Genomic DNA, 17,414 nt, shown 5'->3' on the forward strand with positions numbered 1-17,414 from the left:
GACCCATGTCCCAACCCGTCATCATCGATGCCGTGCGCACCGCCTTTGGCCGCCGCAAGGGCGCCCTGCGCGAGACCCGCCCCGACGACCTGCTGGCCTTTGCCGTGCGCGGCCTGGTCGAGCGCAGCGGTGTGGTGCCCGAACAGATCGACGACCTCATCGCCGGCTGCGTGAGCCAGGCGGGCGAGCAGGGCGCCAACGTCGGGCGGCTGGCGGTGCTGCTGTCGGGCCTGCCCACGCGCGTGGCGGGGGTTTCGCTCAACCGGATGTGCGGCTCCAGCCAGCAGGCCGTGCACTTTGCGGCCCAGGCCATTGCGGCCGGCGACGCACGCTACGTGATTGCCGGCGGGGTGGAAAGCATGAGCCGCGTGCCCATGTTCCTCGACGTCACGCTCGGCCGCTTCGAGTTCACCGGCTTCGAGGCCCTGAACCCGGCGCTGCTGGAACGCCATGCCCTGGTGCACCAGGTGGAAAGCGCCGAGCGCATCGCCGAACACTGGGGGCTGTCGCGCGCCGATTGCGACGAGTTCGCCAAGGAAAGCCATCGCCGTGCCCATGCGGCGGCCGAGGCCGGCCGGCACCGCGAAGTGTTGCCCACACCGGGGCTGGATGCCGACGGCCAGCCGATCACGCTGGTGCGCGACGAAGGCATCCGCGCCGTGCTCGACGAGGCCCGCATGGCTGCGATGAACCCGGTCTTTCGCGCGCCCGGCGAAGGGGTGGTGACCGCCGCCAACGCCAGCCAGATCTCCGACGGCGCGAGCGCCGTGCTGGTGGCCGACGAAGCCACCGCCCGCGCCGACGGCCTCACACCCAGGGCCCGTTTCCGCGCCCGCGTGGTGGTGGGCTCCGATCCGGTGATGCAGCTGAACGGCGTGATCCCTGCCACTCACGAGGCGCTCAAGCGTGCGGGCATCGGCGTGGCCGATCTCGACTGGATCGAGGTCAACGAAGCCTTTGCGAGCGTCGCGCTGTGCTGGGCCCGCGAGTTCCAGCCCGACATGGCCCGGCTCAACCCCTGGGGCGGGGCGATCGCCCACGGCCACCCGCTGGGCGGCACCGGCGGCGCCTTGATGGCCAAGATGCTGCACGGCCTCGAAGCCACCGGCGGCACCCTGGGCCTGCAGGTGATGTGCATTGGCCACGGCATGGCCACCGCCACGGTGATCGAGAGGGTCTGAGCTGCCGGCGTCGACGGGTGCACAGTACGGCCAGGACGGTTAAGCTCGCCCTTCCGTCCAACGCCCCACCGAGCGCGCCGATGATCATCGTCCATCACCTGAACAACTCCCGTTCGCAGCGTGTGCTGTGGATGCTCGAAGAGCTGCAGCTGCCCTACGAGATCCGCCACTACCAGCGCGACCCCAAGACCATGCTGGCACCGGCCGAGCTGCGCCAGGTGCATCCGCTGGGCAAGTCGCCGGTGATCACCGATGGCGATCTGGTACTGGCCGAGTCCGGGGCCATCCTCGAGTACCTGGTCGATCGCTACGGCGAAGGCCGCTTCAAGCCCAAGGCCGGCACGCCGGAGGCGTTGCGCTACCTCTACTGGATGCACTTCGCCGAGGGCACGGCCATGCCGCCGCTGCTGATGAAGCTCGTCTTCGACACGGTGGAGAAGAAGTCGCCCCTGCTGGTGCGCCCCATCGCAGCGGGCATCGCGCAGAAGGTCAAGGGGATGATCGTCACCCCCAACATCCGCCGCCATCTCGACTTCATGGAGTCCGAGCTGGCCGAGCGCCCCTGGTTCGCTGGCGACGAGTTCACGGCGGCCGACGTGCAGATGAGCTTTCCGCTCGAGGCCTCGGCTTCGCGCGGCGGCCTGGACCAGCGCTACCCCCTGCTCACCCACCTGCTGCAGCGCATGCAGGCCCGGCCGGCCTACCAGCGCGCCCTGGCCAAGGGTGGGCCCTACGAACTCGGCTGACCATGAACCCGGTGCTCGTCGAGGCCTGGCGGGGCCCGGCGGTGGAGTCCTTCCACCGCGGCGCGCTGGTGGTGGTCGATGCCGGTGGCCAGGCCGTCTGGTCGCTGGGTGACGTGCAACGGCCCGTCTTCCCGCGTTCGGCCATCAAGGTGCTGCAGGCCTTGCCGCTGGTGGCCAGCGGTGCGGCCCAGGCCCTGGGCCTGACCGACGCCGAGCTGGCCCTGGCCTGCGCCTCGCACAACGGCGAGCCCGGCCACGCCGACACGGCCGCCGGCGTGTTGCATCGCCTGGGCCTGGACGCATCGGCCCTGGAATGTGGCGCCCACTGGCCCGGCCTGGACACCGCCGGCCGCGCCCTGGCGGCCGCGGGGCGCGAACCGACCGCCCTGCACAACAACTGCTCGGGCAAGCATGCAGGCTTCCTGTGCCTGGCCTGCGCCATGCAGGGCGGCGCGAAGGGCCCCGACCTGCAGCGTTTCGTGCGCGGCTATGTGCAGCCCGACCACCCCGTGATGCGCGAGGTGGGCGCGGCCCTCGAGGCCGCCACGGGTGAACGCCTGGCACATGCCCCCATGGGCATCGATGGCTGCTCCATTCCCACCTACGCCTTGCCGCTCAAGGCGTGGGCGCTGGCCTTTGCCCGGGTGGCCACCGGGCAGGGCCTGAGCGCCGACCATGCCCGCGCTGCGCAGCGTTTGAGGCAGGCGGTGGCCCGTTCGCCCTTTCACGTGGCCGGCACCGGCCGCTTCGACACGCGCGTGATGGAGCGCCTGGGCGAGCGCGTCTTCTGCAAGGTGGGCGCCGAAGGGGTGTACTGCGCGGCCCTGCCCGAACAGGGCCTGGGCGTGGCGCTGAAGATGGACGATGGCAACACTGCGCGCGCCGCCGAGGTGGTGATGGCCGCGGTCATCGAAGCCCTGCTGCCACTGTCCGACGATGAGCGGCAGGTCATGCGCAGCCTGAGCGATGTGACGCTGCGCAACTGGCGCGGGACCGAGGTGGGGGCGTTGCGCGCGGCGCAGGCGCTGAGAGCGCTCAGCTCTGCATGAACCGCTTGCTGCGTGCGATCGACATCAGGATGCCCAGACCCAGACCGAGCGTAACCATCGCCGTGCCGCCGTAGCTGATGAAGGGCAGGGGCACGCCCACCACGGGCAGGATGCCGCTCACCATCCCCATGTTCACGAAGGCGTAGGTGAAGAAGATGAGCGTCACCGCACCGGCCAGCAGGCGCGAGAAGAGCGTGGGCGCCTCACTGGCGATCATCAGCCCGCGGAAGATCAGGAAGAGGAAGCCCAGGATGAGCGCGAGGTTGCCCGCCAGGCCGAACTCCTCGGAGTAGGCCGCAAAGATGAAGTCGGTGGTGCGCTCGGGGATGAACTCCAGGTGGGTCTGGGTGCCGTTCATGAAGCCCTTGCCGGTGAGTCCGCCCGAGCCGATGGCAATCGTGCCCTGGATGATGTGGAAGCCCTTGCCCAAGGGGTCCTTGGTGGGGTCGAGCAGGGTGCACACGCGCTGACGCTGGTACTCGTGCAGCACCTTGAGGTCCACACCCGGCGCGCAGATGCGCTCCTCCAGGCTCACCAGGGCGGTGATGCCGATGGCGCCCGCTGCCAGCACCGGGATCACCAGCTTCCACGACAGTCCGGCGAAGAAGATCACCGCCAGACCGGCGGCCAGCACCAGCAGCGTGGTGCCGAGGTCGGGCTGGCGCAGGATCAGCGCCGCTGGCACGGCCAGGATCACGCCGGCCACCAGGAAGTCGGGCACACGCAACTGGCCTTCGCGGCGCTGGAACCACCAGGCCAGCATCAGGGGCAGCGCGATCTTCATGATCTCGCTGGGCTGGATCACGGTGAAGCCCACATTGAGCCAGCGGGTGGCGCCCTTGCGTGTGATGCCGAAGAACTCCACGCCCAGCAGCAGCACGATCCCGGTGACATAGAGCGGCACGGCCACCAGCATCAGCTTCTGAGGCGGTACCTGGGCCACCACGAAGACCACGGCCGCGGCAATGAGCATGTTGCGGGCGTGATCCGGGAAGCGGCTGCCGTGGTCATAGCCGGCCGAGTACATGATGACGAGGCCGGCCCCGCACAGCAGCAGCACGGCGAAGGTCAGGGCCGGGTCGAAGCCGAAGAGCACCGGCTTGAGCCGCTGCCACAGCGAAGGCCGTTCGAAGGTGACGTTCATGGCGTGCGGCGGGGGGGAGCGGGCACAGGGGTGGCAGACGCCGGGTCATCGGGTGGCATGGCAATGCTGGGACCGGGCAGGCGGCTGCCATCCAGGGCCGACGACACCGGCTGCACCGGCACGGCGGCTGCAAGCCGCGGCTTGCCGATCGGCGCTGCGGCTTCGCCGCGTTGCATTGCGGCGATGTCCTCCTCGCTGGGGTACAGGCCCTCCAGCCAGTAGTCGAAGACGCGGCGCGTGATGGGCGCGGCCGACTGCGAGCCGAAGCCGGCGTTCTCGACGATCACAGCCACCGCGATGCGCGGCTCCTCCAGTGGGGCAAAGGCCACGTACAGCGCATGGTCGCGCAGGTACTCGGCCATTTTGCTGGCGTCATAGCGCTCGTTCTGGCGGATGGACACCGCCTGGGCCGTGCCGGTCTTGCCGCCGCTCTTGTAGGGCGCCCCGGCGAAGCTGCGCACGGACGTGCCTTCCTGCGTGACCGAGTACATGGCATCGAGCACGATCTTCACGTGTTCAGGCTTGAGCGGAATGCGACCAATGGGCTCGTGGTGCACCAGCCGGGATTCGTGGGTGACGGCGTCGCGGATCTCGCGCACGACGTGGGGCCGGTAGCGCTGCCCGCCTGCGGCCAGCGTGGCCATGGCATGCGAGAGCTGCAGCATCGTGAAGGTGTTGTAGCCCTGGCCGATGCCCAGCGAGATGGTCTCGCCCGCATACCAGCGCTGCTGCTCGGGCTTGCGGTAGGCATTGCGCTTCCAGGTCGTGGAGGGCAGCACGCCGCGTACCTCGCCCAGCAGGTCGATGCCGGTGATCTGCCCGAAGCCGAAGGGCGCCATCTGGTCGTGCATCAGGTCCACACCCATCTCGTTGGCCAGCGAGTAGTAGTACACGTTGCTCGACTTCACGATGGAGCGGCGCAGGTCCACCATGCCCAGCCCGGTGTCGCCATGGCTGCGGAAGCGGTGGTTGCCGAAGAGGAAGACCCCGGTGTCGAGGATGGCCTGATTGGCCGTGCGCGTGCCGGTGTTGAGCGCGGCCAGCGCCATGAAGGGTTTGTAGGTGGAGCCGGGTGGGTAGGTGCCGCGCAGCGCGCGGTTGAGCAGCGGCCGGTCGATCGACTCGTTGAGCGCACGCCAGTTCTCCACGTCGATGCCCTCGACGAAGAGATTGGGGTCGAAGGTGGGCTTGCTGACGAAGGCCAGCACCTCGCCACTGCGCGGGTCGATGGCCACCAGCGCCCCGCGTCGGTTGCCGAAGAGCTGCTCCACCAGGGCCTGCAGCTTGATGTCGATCGACAGCACCACGGTGTTGCCGGGCGTGGCCGGGCTGGAACGCAGCCGGCGCACCGCGCGCCCACCGGCGCTGGTCTCGACCTCCTCGAAGCCAGTGGTGCCGTGCAGCTCGCGTTCGTAGGCCTGCTCCACGCCCAGCTTGCCGATGTATTCGGTGCCGCGGTAGTTGGCCACGTCCTCGTCCGGCCAGTCGTCCATGGCCTTTTTCTCGGCCTGGTTGATGCGGCCGATGTAGCCCACCACATGGCTGCCCACATCGCCCAGCGGGTAGTGGCGGAACAGGCGCGCCTTCACGTCCACGCCGGGGAAGCGGTAGCTCTGGGCGGCGAAGCGGGCCACTTCCTCGTCGGTGAGCCGGGTGCGGATGGGCAGGGAGTCGAAGCTCTTGGTCTCTTCCATCAGCCGGCGAAAGCGCCGCCGCTCAGCGTTGCCGATCTCCACAATCTCGGCCAGGGCGTCGATGGTGCCGTCCAGGTCGGTCACTTTGGACGGGGTGATCTCCAGCGTGTAGGCCGCGTAGTTGCGCGCCACCACCACGCCGTTGCGATCGAGGATGAGCCCGCGGTTCGGCGGGATGGGCAGCACCGAGATGCGGTTGGTTTCAGCCCGAGTGGACAGCTCCTCGTGCTTGATCACCTGAAGATACACCAGCCGAGCCGTCACGAGGCCAAAGCACACCAGCACCAGCGCAGCGGCGAACAGCAGCCTCGCGCGAAAGCGCGACAGCTCGAGTTCGACGTCCTTGAGTTCGGTCACGGCAGACCTTGTGAACCTTACAGCGGGCGGTTCTTGTCAGGGTCCGGCGCACGGCGCTGCGGTGCCAGCAGCACCCAGCTGGCCAGGGGCCACAACAAAGATTCGAACACCGGCGCCAGCAGCAGTTCCCATCCCGGGAAGATGCCACCAGCGACCAGCCGGATCAAGACCAGCACCGCATGCGCGGCGAAAAACAGCGGAAGAATCTGCAATGCCTGCTCCAGCACCGAGAACCACAGCAGCCGGCGGTGGATGGTGATGGCGAAGAAGCTGAGCAGCGTGTAGGCCAGGGCGTGCTGGCCCAGCAGGGCGCCGTCGTGCACATCCATCATCAGCCCGAAGACAAAGGCCGCACCGATGCCGATGCGTCGCGGCTGGTGCACGTTCCAGAACACCAGGGTGAGGGCCAGCAAGTCGGGCATGGCCGGCGTGCGCCCCAGGGGCAGCATGTTGATGGCCAGGGCCACCACCAGCGAACCCCAGATGAAGACCGGGTTGGCAGGCAGGAGGAGCTGGTCGGAGCCGCGCGGCATCATGGCAGGAGGCTCCGTTCAGCGGCTGCGCGCGCCGCGGCGGGTGGCGGCCGGCTCGGGTTCCGGCTCAGGCGGCGGGGGCAGCGACAGGCCCACGGGTTCGACCACCAGCACGTGACGGGCGCTGGCCAGCTGCCCCACCGGCTCCAGCGTGATGCGCGCGAAGGAGCTGTCGGCGCGGCGCTCGACGCGCGTGACCGTGGCCACGGGCAGGCCCGGTGGATAGACGCCGTCCACCCCCGAGGTGGCCAGCTCGTCGCCCTCGCGCACGTCGGCATTGGTGGGCATGAAGCGCAGCTCCAGTCCCCCGCGCAGCGGGTCGCCATAGGCCACGCCGCGCACCTGCGTGCGGGTGTTCAGCACCGGAATCACGGCGTCCTTGTCCACCAGCAGCGTCACTTCAGAAGTGAGCGGATACACCCGCGTCACCTGACCGATCACGCCGGTGTGGTCGATGACCGGGGAGCCCCGCACGATGCCCTGGGTGAGGCCGCGGTCGATCACCACCTTGCGGGTGTAGGGGTCGGGCCGGTCATAGAGCACTTCGGCAGCCTGGGTGCGGGCCGGCACGGCCGCGCGCAGCTCCAGCATTTCGCGCAGGCGGGCGTTCTCCTGCTCCAGCATTTCCAGGCGGCTCAGGCGCTCGGCCTTGTCGGCCATCAGGCGGCGGGCTTCGGCTTCCGAGGCGCGGGCGGCCGCCAGGCCCTGCAGGTACTCGCCGCCGGTGCTGAGGGCCTGCACCGGCACCAGCAGGGCCTGCTGGATGGGGTGCAGCACCGTGGCGATGACGGCCCGCAGCGGTTCGACCACCACGAGGCGGCGGTCGGCCACCATCAGGAAAAGGGCCAGCGCCGAGAAGAACACCACCCGCGTCAGGGCCGAGGGGCCCTGGCGGAAGAAGGGTGGGGGTGTGCGGTCCAGCGTACCCAGGGGCATGGCGCGGAGCGGGGGTCAGGCACTCGAACAGGCACAGGCCGGCGCAGCGGGGAAGGGCTGGGCCGGCGGGGACATCCGTGGGGGCTTATTCCGAGGTGAAGATCGAGCCCAGGCGCTCCATGCGCTCCAGGGCCGTGCCGCAGCCACGCACCACGCAGGTCAGCGGGTCTTCGGCCACCAGCACCGGCAGGCCGGTCTCTTCCGCCAGCAGGCGATCGAGGTCGCGCAGCAGGGCGCCGCCGCCGGTGAGCATCATGCCGCGTTCAGCGATGTCGGCGCCGAGTTCGGGCGGCGTCTGCTCCAGAGCGTTCTTCACCGACGAGACGATCTGGTTCAGCGGGTCGGTCAGGGCTTCCAGGATCTCGTTGGAGCTGATCGTGAAGCTGCGCGGCACACCCTCCGAGAGGTTGCGCCCCTTCACTTCCATCTCCTTGACCTCGGAGCCGGGGAAGGCCGAGCCGATCTCCTTCTTGATGGCTTCGGCCGTGGGCTCGCCGATCAGCATGCCGTAGTTGCGGCGGATGTAGTTGATGATGGCCTCATCGAACTTGTCGCCGCCCACGCGCACGCTGCCCTTGTAGACCATGCCGCCCAGGCTGATGACGCCCACCTCGGTGGTGCCGCCACCGATGTCCACCACCATCGAGCCCGAGGCTTCCGAGACCGGCAGGCCCGCGCCGATGGCCGCGGCCATGGGTTCCTCGATCAGGTAGACCTCGGAGGCACCTGCGCCCAGGGCCGACTCGCGGATGGCGCGGCGCTCGACCTGGGTGGAGCCGCAGGGCACGCAGATGATGATCCGCGGGCTCGGCTTGAGCACCGAGCGCGGGTGGACCATCTTGATGAACTGCTTGAGCATCTGCTCGGTGACGGTGAAGTCGGCGATCACGCCGTCCTTCATGGGGCGGATGGCCTCGATGTTGCCGGGCACCTTGCCCAGCATGGCCTTGGCCTCGGCGCCCACCGCCTGGATGGTCTTCTTGCCGTTGGGGCCGCCTTCATGGCGGATGGCCACCACCGAGGGCTCGTCCAGGACGATGCCCTTGCCGCGCACGTAGATCAGCGTGTTGGCCGTGCCCAGGTCAATGGCGAGGTCCGTCGAAAAGTAGCGACGAAAGGATTCGAACATGTGTGTGTTTTCCTTGCACAAAACCGGCGCAGGGCGCGGCCATCGGGGCGTGGGCAGCCCCGCATGGAAACACCGCGTCCGGGCCGGCTGTGGATAACCGAAGATAATACCCCAATGACCCCGCGCCCAAGCGTGCGGGAAGCCCCCATCAGCAAACAATTTCCCATGGCTCTGACACCCCAGGACGTGGGCCGCATCGCCCACCTCGCGCGGCTGGCGCTGAGCGAGGCCGAACAGGCCCGGATGCTCGAACAACTCAATGGCTTCTTCGACATCGTCGAGCGCATGCGCGCGGTGGACACCACCGGCGTCGAACCCCTCTACACCCCGCTGTCGGCCGTGCAGGACGTGGCTTTGCGCCTGCGCGAGGACGTGGTGACCGAGGTTGACCAGCGCGAGGCCAACCAGCGCAGCGCCCCCGCGGTGGAAGATGGGCTCTTCCTCGTGCCCAAGGTCATCGAGTGAGGGCGCGATGAGCACCGAACTGCACCACCTGGGCGTGGCCGACCTGGCCCGCCAGCTCGACGCCAAGGCCGTCTCCAGCGTCGAAATCACGAAACATCTGCTTGCGCGCGTTGCCGCCCATCAACAACTCGGGGCTTTCCTGTGCACCGACGAGGCCCTGGCGCTGGCGCAGGCACAGGCCGCGGACGATCGGCGCGCCAAGGGCGAGACGGGCCCGCTGCTGGGCGTGCCCCTGGCGCACAAAGACATCTTCGTCACCACCGACTTCCCCAGCACCGCGGCCTCGAAGATGCTCGAGGGCTATCGCAGCCCCTTCGACGCCACCGTGGTGGCCCAGCTCAAGGCGGCCGGCAGCGTCACCCTGGGCAAGCTCAACTGCGACGAGTTCGCGATGGGCGGCAGCAACGAGAACTCGGCCTACGGCCCGGCGCGCAACCCCTGGAACGTGAACCGCATCACGGGCGGCTCGTCCGGTGGCTCGGCCGCGGCGGTGGCCGCCCGCCTGATCCCGGCCGCCACCGGCACCGACACCGGCGGCTCGGTGCGCCAGCCGGCCTCGCTCACCGGCATCACCGGCATCAAGCCCACCTACGGCCGCTGCTCGCGCTACGGGATGATCGCCTTCGCCTCCAGCCTCGACCAGGCCGGCCCGCTGGCGCGCAGCGCCGAAGACTGCGCGCTGCTGCTGTCGGCCATGAGCGGCTTCGACCCGCGCGACGCCACCTCGGCCGAGCGGCCCGTCGAAGACTACGCGGCGGCGATCCGCGCGCCGCGCGCGGGCGCCACCGCGGCCCAGCCCCTGAAGGGCCTGCGCATCGGGCTGCCGAAGGAATTCTTCGGCGACGGCGTGGCCGCCGGCGTGACCACGGCCGTGCGCGCCGCGCTGGCCGAGTTCGAGAAGCTCGGTGCCACGCTGGTGGACGTGAGCCTGCCCCGCACCGAGCTGTCGATCCCCGTCTACTACATCATCGCCCCCGCCGAGGCCAGCTCCAACCTGAGCCGCTTCGATGGCGTGCGCTATGGCCACCGCGCCAAGGACCACGGCGACCTGCTCGACATGTACAAGAAGAGCCGCGCGGAAGGCTTCGGGCCCGAGGTGAAGCGCCGCATCATGATCGGCACCTATGTGCTCAGCCACGGCTACTACGACGCCTACTACCTGCAGGCGCAGAAGCTGCGTCGCATGATCGCCGACGACTTCCAGGCCGCCTTCGCTCAGTGCGACCTGATCGCTGGCCCCGTCTCGCCCACCGTGGCGCGCCCCCTGGGCAGCCAGACCGACCCGGTGCAGGAATACCTGGCCGACATCTTCACGCTGCCCGGCAGCCTGGCCGGCCTGCCCGGCATGAGCGTGCCCGCGGGCTTCGGTGAAGAGGGCCTGCCCGTGGGCCTGCAGCTCATCGGCAACTACTGGCAGGAAGGGCAGCTGCTGCACGCCGCGCATGCCTTCCAGCAGGCGACCGACTTCCACCTCCGCGCTCCGGAGGGCTATTGAGATGACCCAGACCGCATCGAAACTGGTGCGCGGCTACGAGGTGGTGATCGGCCTCGAAACGCACGCCCAGCTGTCCACGCAATCCAAGATCTTCTCGGGTGCCAGCACGGCCTTTGGCGCGCCGCCCAACACCCAGGCCTGCGCGGTGGACCTGGCCCTGCCGGGCACGCTGCCGGTGATGAACCGCGCAGCCGTGGAGCGTGCCATCCGCTTCGGCCTGGCGGTGAGGGCGAAGATCGCGCCGCGGTCCATCTTCGCGCGCAAGAACTACTTCTACCCCGATCTGCCCAAGGGCTACCAGATCAGCCAGTATGAGATCCCGGTGGTGCAGGGCGGCGAGGTCGAGTTCTACCTCGGCAACGAGAAGCACGTGGTGCACCTCACGCGCGCCCACCTGGAAGAAGACGCCGGCAAGTCGCTGCACGAGGACTACCACGGCCAGACGGGCATCGACCTCAACCGCGCCGGCACACCGCTGCTGGAGATCGTCTCCGAGCCCGAGATGCGCTCTTCGGCCGAGGCCGTGGGCTATGCCAAGGCGCTGCACGCGCTGGTGGTGTGGCTGGGCATCTGCGATGGCAACATGCAGGAAGGCAGCTTCCGCTGCGACGCCAACGTGTCGGTGCGCAAACCCGGCCAGCCCTTCGGCACGCGCCGCGAGATCAAGAACCTCAACAGCTTCCGCTTCCTGCAGCAGGCCATCGACTACGAGGTGAACTGGCAGATCGACCTCATCGAAGACGGCGGCGAGGTCCAGCAGGCCACCGTCCTCTTCAACCCCGACACCGGCGAGACGCGGGCCATGCGCACCAAGGAAGACGCGCATGACTACCGCTACTTCCCCGACCCCGACCTGCCGCCGCTGGTGATTGCGCCCGAGTGGGTCGAACGGGTGAAGGCCGAGATGCCCGAGCTGCCCAGCGTGATGGCCGAGCGCTTCCAGCGCGAGGACGGCCTGCCGGCCTATGACGCCACGATGATGACGCAGAGCCTTGCGTTCGCGCGCTACTACGAGGCGGCGCGCGATGCCTGCAAGCAACCGAAGCTGGTGGCGAACTGGCTGATGGGCGAGGTGTCGCGCCGGCTCAATACCGAGGGCAAGGACATCGCCCAGGCCCCCGTGCAGGCCGCCACGCTGGCCGCGCTGATCGGCCGCATCAGCGACGGCACCATCTCCAACAACGGCGCCAAGCAGGTGTTCGAGGCCCTGTGGAGCGGCGAGGGCAGCGAGGTGGACACGCTGATTGAGGCCAAGGGCCTCAAGCAGATGAACGACACCGGCGCCCTGGAAGCCCTCCTCGACGAGGTGCTGGCCGCCAATGCCAAGTCGGTCGAGGAATTCCGCGCCGGCAAGGAAAAGGCCTTCAACGCCCTGGTGGGCCAGGCCATGAAGGCCACCAAGGGCAAGGCCAACCCGGCCCAGGTGAACGAGCTGCTTAAGAAGAAGCTCGGCGCCTGAGGGGATTCAACGCCCCAGCCAGCGCCGCCACCACGGGCGGCGCGGCGGCAGGGCTTCCGTCGAGAAGGGCCGGGCGCCTGCGTTGTCCGTGCGGCCCAGGAACTGCGCCTCGATGTCCAGCGACGAACGTCGGCCCAGGTCGCCGCGGTGCGCGGCCAGCCAACGCTCGGCTGCGGCGCGGCCCAGGGTGAAGAGCTGCTCCAGGAAGGCCGGGTCGGTGTTGAGCTTGCTCGACGCATTGAAGGGTGCGAGCCCTTCTTCGTCGGCCACCATGTGCAGGCGCAGGTCCTTGTACTGCCGCGGGTCGAGCTTGTGCTCGCGCAGCAGCCGCGACACGAAGGCGATCGCGCGCAGCTCGGCGATCAGGCTCGCGTTGAAGGTGATCTCGCTCAGGCGGTCCATGATCTCCACGCTGCGCTTAGGTGTGCCTTCGCGCCTGAGCGGGTTGATCTTCACCAGCAGGATGTCCAGCGTGTTCGTGCGGTAGATCAACGGGTAGAGCGCCGGGTTGCCGGTGTAGCCGCCGTCCCAGTAGGGCTCGCCGTCGATCTCCACCGCCTGGAACAGGAAGGGCAGGCAGGCCGAGGCCAGCAGCGCGTCGATGCCGAGGTCTTCGCCCGTGAACACGCGCGCCTGGCCGGTGTGCACGGCGGTGGCTGTCACGAACAGGCCCAGGCCCGGCACGTGGGTGTGCGCCTCGCGCAGCGCAGCTTCGTCCACATGCCGGCGCGCCACGTCGCGCAGTGGGTTGAGGTTGAGCGGGTTGAACTCGTAGGGGCTGAAGCTGCGCCAGAGGCTTGTCACCCACTGGTAGCTGGGCAGCACGTCGAAGTTGAAGCTGTGGTGCTGCGCAGCGGCCGCCTGCGTCAGCGAAAACGGCGAGAACACCTGTCCGCTGCGCCCTACGTCCTCCCAGAACGCCCGCAAGGCCGCCCGCGCACCCTCACGCCCGCCGCGCACCAGCCCCGTCACCAGCACCGCGCCATTCAACGCCCCCGCGCTGGTGCCCGACACGCCTTGCACGGCGAGGCCCTCGTCCTCCAGCAGCCGGTCGAGCACGCCCCAGGTGAAGGCCCCATGCGACCCGCCGCCTTGCAGCGCGAGGTCGAGCGGGAGGGGCGTGGAGGCTGAGGGCATGGGGGGCTCAGGGTTTGCCCGAGTGTAGGGCGAGGAGCCGGGCACCATGCAGCGGTCATGCGCTGATCGCGCGCGGCGCTCTCCGCAGCAAGCTCCCGTCCTTACGGGCAGTAACGCACTGGCACACACGGATACAGCGTGCGCCGATTCCGTTCCCGAGCTTCTGTCTACGATGCACTCGGCCGCAGAAGCGGTCATCACACAAGCAATGGCAGGGAGAGAACATGACGCCGCCGCTGTACTACGAGTACGCCGTGCAACCCGGCGAGACGATCACGACCATCATCCACAAGCTCTATGGATGGTCACCCCCCACACGCCGCTATGGCGAGATCCTGGACGCCATCAAGGCCCTTAACCCGGAGGTGCCCAACCTGCACAACCTGTGGCCGGGCACCGTGCTGCGCGTGTCCGACCGCGCGCCTGCTGTGGCGGCACCCCCAGGGCCCTTGTTCCTGAGCGCCTCACCCGACCCCGCCGAGCGCCGGCAGATGTGGGCCATGGCCTGGGCGCAGCGCAGCGGCTTGCTGCTGGCACCGGGGGCGGTGGCCATGGGCACGGCGGCCAACCTCCTGAGCGAGGGCAACCTGACCCTGCTGCGCCAGGTGGGTGACGAGTATGCCGCCTACAAGGCCAGCGGCGGGCGCATCACCAAGGGCCAGTACGATCACCGCCGCCGGGTGCTGGTGAGGCAGTTCGCCGACAACGTCGGGCCGATGGAGAAGCTGCTCTTCGGTGGCGCCACAACGCAGGAGGAGATCCGCATCGCCCGCGCAGGCGGGGTGCCCTACGATGCGAACATCCAGCGGCAGGTGGGGCGGTTGCGGCAGCTCGGCAAGGCTGCTGGCGCCGGCGGGATCCTGCTGGGTGGCGTGGGCGTGACGGCCGCGTGCTATCAGATCGCCCACACGGTGAGCCAGAAGGAAAAGAACGAGATCTTTGTGGAAGCCATGACAAGCACGCTGGTCGGAGCAGGCACCGGCGCGGCAATCAGCCTCTTTCTGTTGTCCAACCCCGTGGGGTGGGGAATGGCGCTGTTGTTGGCGACAGGAAGTGCCGCAGCAACTTGGCAGGCCGGCAAGTGGGCCGCGCAGGTCTACGACACCTCGGGTTCAACCGTCGACTTGGTCAGCGGCCTCGGGATTGACCGCCTATGTCGCTCGTGATGCTCATCTCCAGCGCGATGCTGATCGCATTTCTTGCATGGGTGCTCGCAAGCATCCCCGCCTTGATCGTCTTGCACGTCCTGATGCCCCGCGCCGTTCTGGACCGGTACTGGAAAGAGCCCCACTTCCGCCCCTTCGAACTCGGGTTGTTCTCAAGGAACCTCTTCGCACCCATGCGCACGGTCATGCTGATGGGGGCCATTGCGTTTCCAAACCTGGGCCGGAAGCGAGGCATATCGCAGGCTCGCCTTCTGGCTCCAGGGTGGTACCGCTTCTGCGCCAAAGCGTTCACGGTTGGCACGATGGTGATGACGCCTTTGCTTTTCCTGTCGTTGATCGGCTTCAACGTGGACGCGTGGATGACTCGCGAGGATCCCCCGTGGGCCGACACGTTCTGGTTGCTCGTGGCCTTGGGCTGCTTCGGTGGAGTGGGCTTGTATCAGTGGAACCTGCGACGACAGCGGGACAAAGGCCGTGTGACGCAGGGACGGCGCCGCTGAGCTTCGCGTATGGATTGGGCGGGTCCGTGCAATGCGGTGGAAGCGATTGGCTGCTCGCCCGCGACGACCTCGCCGCGCACCGTTGGCGGGCTGAGCGCCCACACACGGCGCAATGTCTGATCTGGCGTCAGGGGAACGCGCGCATTTGGTGCGACACTTGATGAGTTTTGCACTGAATCAGTGCGCTTCCTTGGAGTTGGCCCGTGAAATACAAGAGTCTCGACGAGTTCCTGGGGCAGGTGCGTGCCCGTGACCCGCAGCAGCCGGAGTTCCTGCAGGCCGTGCAGGAGGTGATGGTGAGCCTGTCGGACTTCATCGCCGCGCATCCGAAGTACGCCGAGAGCGGGCTGCTCGACCGGCTGGTGGAGCCCGAGCGCGTGATCCAGTTCCGGGTGTGCTGGGTCGATGACAACGGCGACACGCAGACCAACCGGGCCTTCCGCATCCAGCACAACAGTGCCATCGGCCCCTTCAAGGGTGGCATGCGCTTCCACCCGTCGGTGAACCTGTCGATCCTGAAGTTCCTGGCCTTCGAGCAGACCTTCAAGAACGCGCTGACCACCCTGCCCATGGGCGGCGGCAAGGGCGGGTCGGATTTCGACCCCAAGGGCAAGAGCCGCGGCGAGGTGATGCGCTTCTGCCAGGCGCTGATGCTGGAGCTGTATCGCCATCTGGGCGCCGACACCGACGTGCCGGCCGGTGACATCGGCGTGGGCGCGCGCGAGGTGGGCTACATGGCGGGCATGATGAAGAAGCTCACCAACAACGCCGCCTGCGTGTTCACCGGCAAGAGCCTGTCCTTCGGCGGCAGCCTGATCCGCCCCGAGGCCACCGGCTATGGCCTGGTGTACTTTGTCGATCACATGCTGCGCAGCAAGCAGATGACGCTCGAGGGCCTGCGCGTGTCGGTGTCGGGCTCGGGGAACGTGGCGCAGTACGCCATCGAGAAGTGCCTGCAGCTGGGCGCGCGCGTGGTGACGGCCTCCGACTCCGGTGGCACGGTCATCGACGAGGAGGGCTTCACGCCCGAGAAGCTCGCGATGCTCATGCACATTAAGAACGACCGCTACGGCCGCGTGGAAGACTATGCCCGCGAGCGCGGCCTGCGCTACGAGGCCGGCCGCAAGCCCTGGGGCGTGAAGGTGGACGTGGCCCTGCCCTGCGCCACGCAGAACGAACTCGACGCCGATGACGCCCGCACCCTGGTGAAGCAGGGCGTGAAGTGCGTGGCCGAAGGGGCCAACATGCCCTGCACGCTGGAGGCGGTGGATGTGTTCCAGCACGCCAAGGCGCTGTACGCCCCGGGCAAGGCCAGCAACGCCGGCGGCGTGGCCACCTCGGGCCTGGAGATGACCCAGAACGCCCAGCGCCTGCCCTGGACGCGCGACGAGGTCGACGCCCGCCTGCGCAGCATCATGGCCGACATTCACACCAACTGCGTGCGCTATGGCGACAATGGCAGCGGCGGCACCGACTACGTGCGCGGCGCCAACGTGGCCGGCTTCGTGAAGGTGGCCGACGCGATGCTGGCACAAGGGGTGTGGTGAGACTTCGCCGGGCTCGTGATTGACGTCAGTATCCAATTGGATACCATGACGACATGAGCGCCTCCAAGAGCAAAGCCGCCCTGGTCCCTTTCGATGCGGCACGCTACCTGACCGACGATGCGGCCATCGCCGAGTACATGAACGCGGTGCTTGAAACCGGCGATACCGATCTGCTGCTGCTGGCTCTGGGCGACGTGGCCCGCGCGCGTGGCATGGCCCGGGTGGCCAAGGATGCGGGGCTGGGCCGCGAGAGCCTCTACAAGGCGCTGGCACCCGGTGCCAAGCCTCGTTTCGACACGGTTGTGAAGGTGGCGCGCGCATTGGGCGTGCGCTTTTCTGCGCAGGTCAACTGACGCGCGGGTGTACCGCGGGAGGTGATCCATGTTCCCCTGGTTCTGGTGGTGGGCCCCGCAGGTGCACTGGCCCTTCAGCGGTGATGTCGTTCAGGACATCGCCCCCGACACCCGCTGGTTCTTCGGCGCCATCCCGCCCCAGGCGGGCGTGGGCGAAGTCGAGCGCAAGGTCTTCGAGACGGCCTCCTACGGCCGCCAGCTGGGCCTGATCACCGAGGTGCTGCTGGCCCAGGCCGAAGACGCCCAGTGGAAGACGGCTGAGGCCGCCCGGAATCACACGCGCCTGAAAGAACTGGCCGCGCGCATCGAAGCCGTGAAGCAGGTGCACAAAGCGGATCTGGCCGAGGCTGCCGAAGCGGCGCTGCGCAAGTTGCGCGAGGAGCAGCCGAGGGCGTACAAGGCTCTGATGGCGAGGTTGCCGGCGGGGTGAGGTGCAGGGCTAGGGCCTGTTAACACATCCGCAGTCCATCAGCGACGAGAACGAAGGTGATGAAGCCGAGGAACATGATGTCGAGCTTTTCGA

17 protein-coding genes are annotated in these 17,414 nt (G+C 68.4%); 11 read left to right on the plus strand and 6 right to left on the minus strand.

What is annotated here, in order from left to right; all coding sequences use genetic code 11:
* Positions 1-5 precede the first annotated feature (5 nt).
* The 3 genes from C1704_RS05160 (at position 6) to C1704_RS05170 (ending at position 2,976) form a co-directional block, all read left to right on the plus strand.
* Complete coding sequence (locus C1704_RS05160) at positions 6-1,181, plus strand: thiolase family protein (protein WP_104301626.1); 1,176 nt, start codon at positions 6-8, stop codon at positions 1,179-1,181.
* Between the two features lie 80 nt (positions 1,182-1,261).
* Positions 1,262-1,927: a glutathione S-transferase family protein gene (locus tag C1704_RS05165; protein ID WP_104301628.1), complete on the plus strand. Its 666-nt coding sequence runs from the start codon at positions 1,262-1,264 to the stop codon at positions 1,925-1,927.
* Positions 1,928-1,929: 2 nt separating this feature from the next.
* The gene (locus C1704_RS05170) at positions 1,930-2,976 is read left to right on the plus strand and encodes an asparaginase (protein ID WP_104301630.1); all 1,047 of its coding nucleotides are present in this window, start codon (positions 1,930-1,932) and stop codon (positions 2,974-2,976) included.
* On the opposite strand, the gene rodA is transcribed toward C1704_RS05170, so the two are convergent.
* The 5 genes from rodA to C1704_RS05195 all read right to left on the minus strand — a co-directional run bounded on the left by rodA (position 2,963) and on the right by C1704_RS05195 (position 8,769).
* Positions 2,963-4,120, minus strand: a complete 1,158-nt coding sequence (gene rodA / locus C1704_RS05175) for a rod shape-determining protein RodA (RefSeq protein ID WP_104301632.1) — start codon at positions 4,118-4,120, stop codon at positions 2,963-2,965. The genes C1704_RS05170 and rodA overlap by 14 nt on opposite strands.
* The gene (mrdA, locus tag C1704_RS05180; protein ID WP_104301634.1) at positions 4,117-6,171 is read right to left on the minus strand and encodes a penicillin-binding protein 2; all 2,055 of its coding nucleotides are present in this window, start codon (positions 6,169-6,171) and stop codon (positions 4,117-4,119) included. Before mrdA ends, rodA begins: the two co-directional genes overlap by 4 nt.
* Before the next feature lie 17 nt (positions 6,172-6,188).
* Complete coding sequence (mreD, locus tag C1704_RS05185) at positions 6,189-6,707, minus strand: rod shape-determining protein MreD (protein WP_104301636.1); 519 nt, start codon at positions 6,705-6,707, stop codon at positions 6,189-6,191.
* A 15-nt stretch (positions 6,708-6,722) separates the two neighbouring features.
* Positions 6,723-7,640 (minus strand): rod shape-determining protein MreC, encoded by a 918-nt coding sequence (gene mreC / locus C1704_RS05190; RefSeq protein ID WP_104301638.1) that lies wholly within the window; start codon positions 7,638-7,640, stop codon positions 6,723-6,725.
* A gap of 85 nt (positions 7,641-7,725) precedes the next feature.
* Positions 7,726-8,769 (minus strand): rod shape-determining protein, encoded by a 1,044-nt coding sequence (locus C1704_RS05195; RefSeq protein WP_104301640.1) that lies wholly within the window; start codon positions 8,767-8,769, stop codon positions 7,726-7,728.
* 165 nt (positions 8,770-8,934) lie between these two features.
* Here C1704_RS05195 and gatC point away from each other — a divergent pair, with 165 nt between their 5' ends.
* Genes gatC through gatB form a run of 3 tightly spaced genes read left to right on the plus strand, consistent with a single transcriptional unit; the run spans position 8,935 to position 12,188 of the window.
* A complete protein-coding gene (gatC, locus tag C1704_RS05200) occupies positions 8,935-9,234 on the plus strand; it encodes an Asp-tRNA(Asn)/Glu-tRNA(Gln) amidotransferase subunit GatC (RefSeq protein ID WP_104301642.1) in 300 nt (99 codons plus the stop codon).
* Between the two features lie 7 nt (positions 9,235-9,241).
* Complete coding sequence (gene gatA / locus C1704_RS05205; protein WP_104301644.1) at positions 9,242-10,729, plus strand: Asp-tRNA(Asn)/Glu-tRNA(Gln) amidotransferase subunit GatA; 1,488 nt, start codon at positions 9,242-9,244, stop codon at positions 10,727-10,729.
* A 1-nt stretch (position 10,730) separates the two neighbouring features.
* Positions 10,731-12,188 (plus strand): Asp-tRNA(Asn)/Glu-tRNA(Gln) amidotransferase subunit GatB, encoded by a 1,458-nt coding sequence (gene gatB / locus C1704_RS05210; protein ID WP_104301646.1) that lies wholly within the window; start codon positions 10,731-10,733, stop codon positions 12,186-12,188.
* Positions 12,189-12,194: 6 nt separating this feature from the next.
* Here gatB and C1704_RS05215 read toward each other — a convergent pair whose 3' ends face one another.
* Positions 12,195-13,325 carry a patatin-like phospholipase family protein gene (locus C1704_RS05215; RefSeq protein ID WP_245876381.1) on the minus strand — a complete coding sequence of 377 codons (1,131 nt, stop codon included), beginning with the start codon at positions 13,323-13,325 and terminating at the stop codon, positions 12,195-12,197.
* A gap of 224 nt (positions 13,326-13,549) precedes the next feature.
* Here C1704_RS05215 and C1704_RS05220 point away from each other — a divergent pair, with 224 nt between their 5' ends.
* The 5 genes from C1704_RS05220 to C1704_RS17640 all read left to right on the plus strand — a co-directional run bounded on the left by C1704_RS05220 (position 13,550) and on the right by C1704_RS17640 (position 17,321).
* Positions 13,550-14,491 carry a LysM peptidoglycan-binding domain-containing protein gene (locus C1704_RS05220; protein ID WP_104301648.1) on the plus strand — a complete coding sequence of 314 codons (942 nt, stop codon included), beginning with the start codon at positions 13,550-13,552 and terminating at the stop codon, positions 14,489-14,491.
* Entirely contained in the window at positions 14,479-14,991 is a 513-nt protein-coding gene (locus C1704_RS05225) for a hypothetical protein (protein WP_104301650.1), read from the plus strand. The genes C1704_RS05220 and C1704_RS05225 overlap by 13 nt, the downstream gene beginning before the upstream one ends.
* 203 nt (positions 14,992-15,194) lie before the next feature.
* Positions 15,195-16,538: an NADP-specific glutamate dehydrogenase gene (gene gdhA, locus C1704_RS05230; protein WP_104301652.1), complete on the plus strand. Its 1,344-nt coding sequence runs from the start codon at positions 15,195-15,197 to the stop codon at positions 16,536-16,538.
* A gap of 53 nt (positions 16,539-16,591) precedes the next feature.
* On the plus strand, positions 16,592-16,891 hold the full coding sequence (locus tag C1704_RS05235; protein WP_104301654.1) for an addiction module antidote protein: 300 nt from the start codon (positions 16,592-16,594) through the stop codon (positions 16,889-16,891).
* Between the two features lie 28 nt (positions 16,892-16,919).
* Positions 16,920-17,321 (plus strand): hypothetical protein, encoded by a 402-nt coding sequence (locus tag C1704_RS17640; RefSeq protein ID WP_211286843.1) that lies wholly within the window; start codon positions 16,920-16,922, stop codon positions 17,319-17,321.
* The last annotated feature ends 93 nt before the right edge of the window (positions 17,322-17,414 follow it).

It is taken from the genome of Caldimonas caldifontis, from assembly GCF_002930615.1.
Lineage (GTDB): Bacteria > Pseudomonadota > Gammaproteobacteria > Burkholderiales > Burkholderiaceae_C > Caldimonas > Caldimonas caldifontis.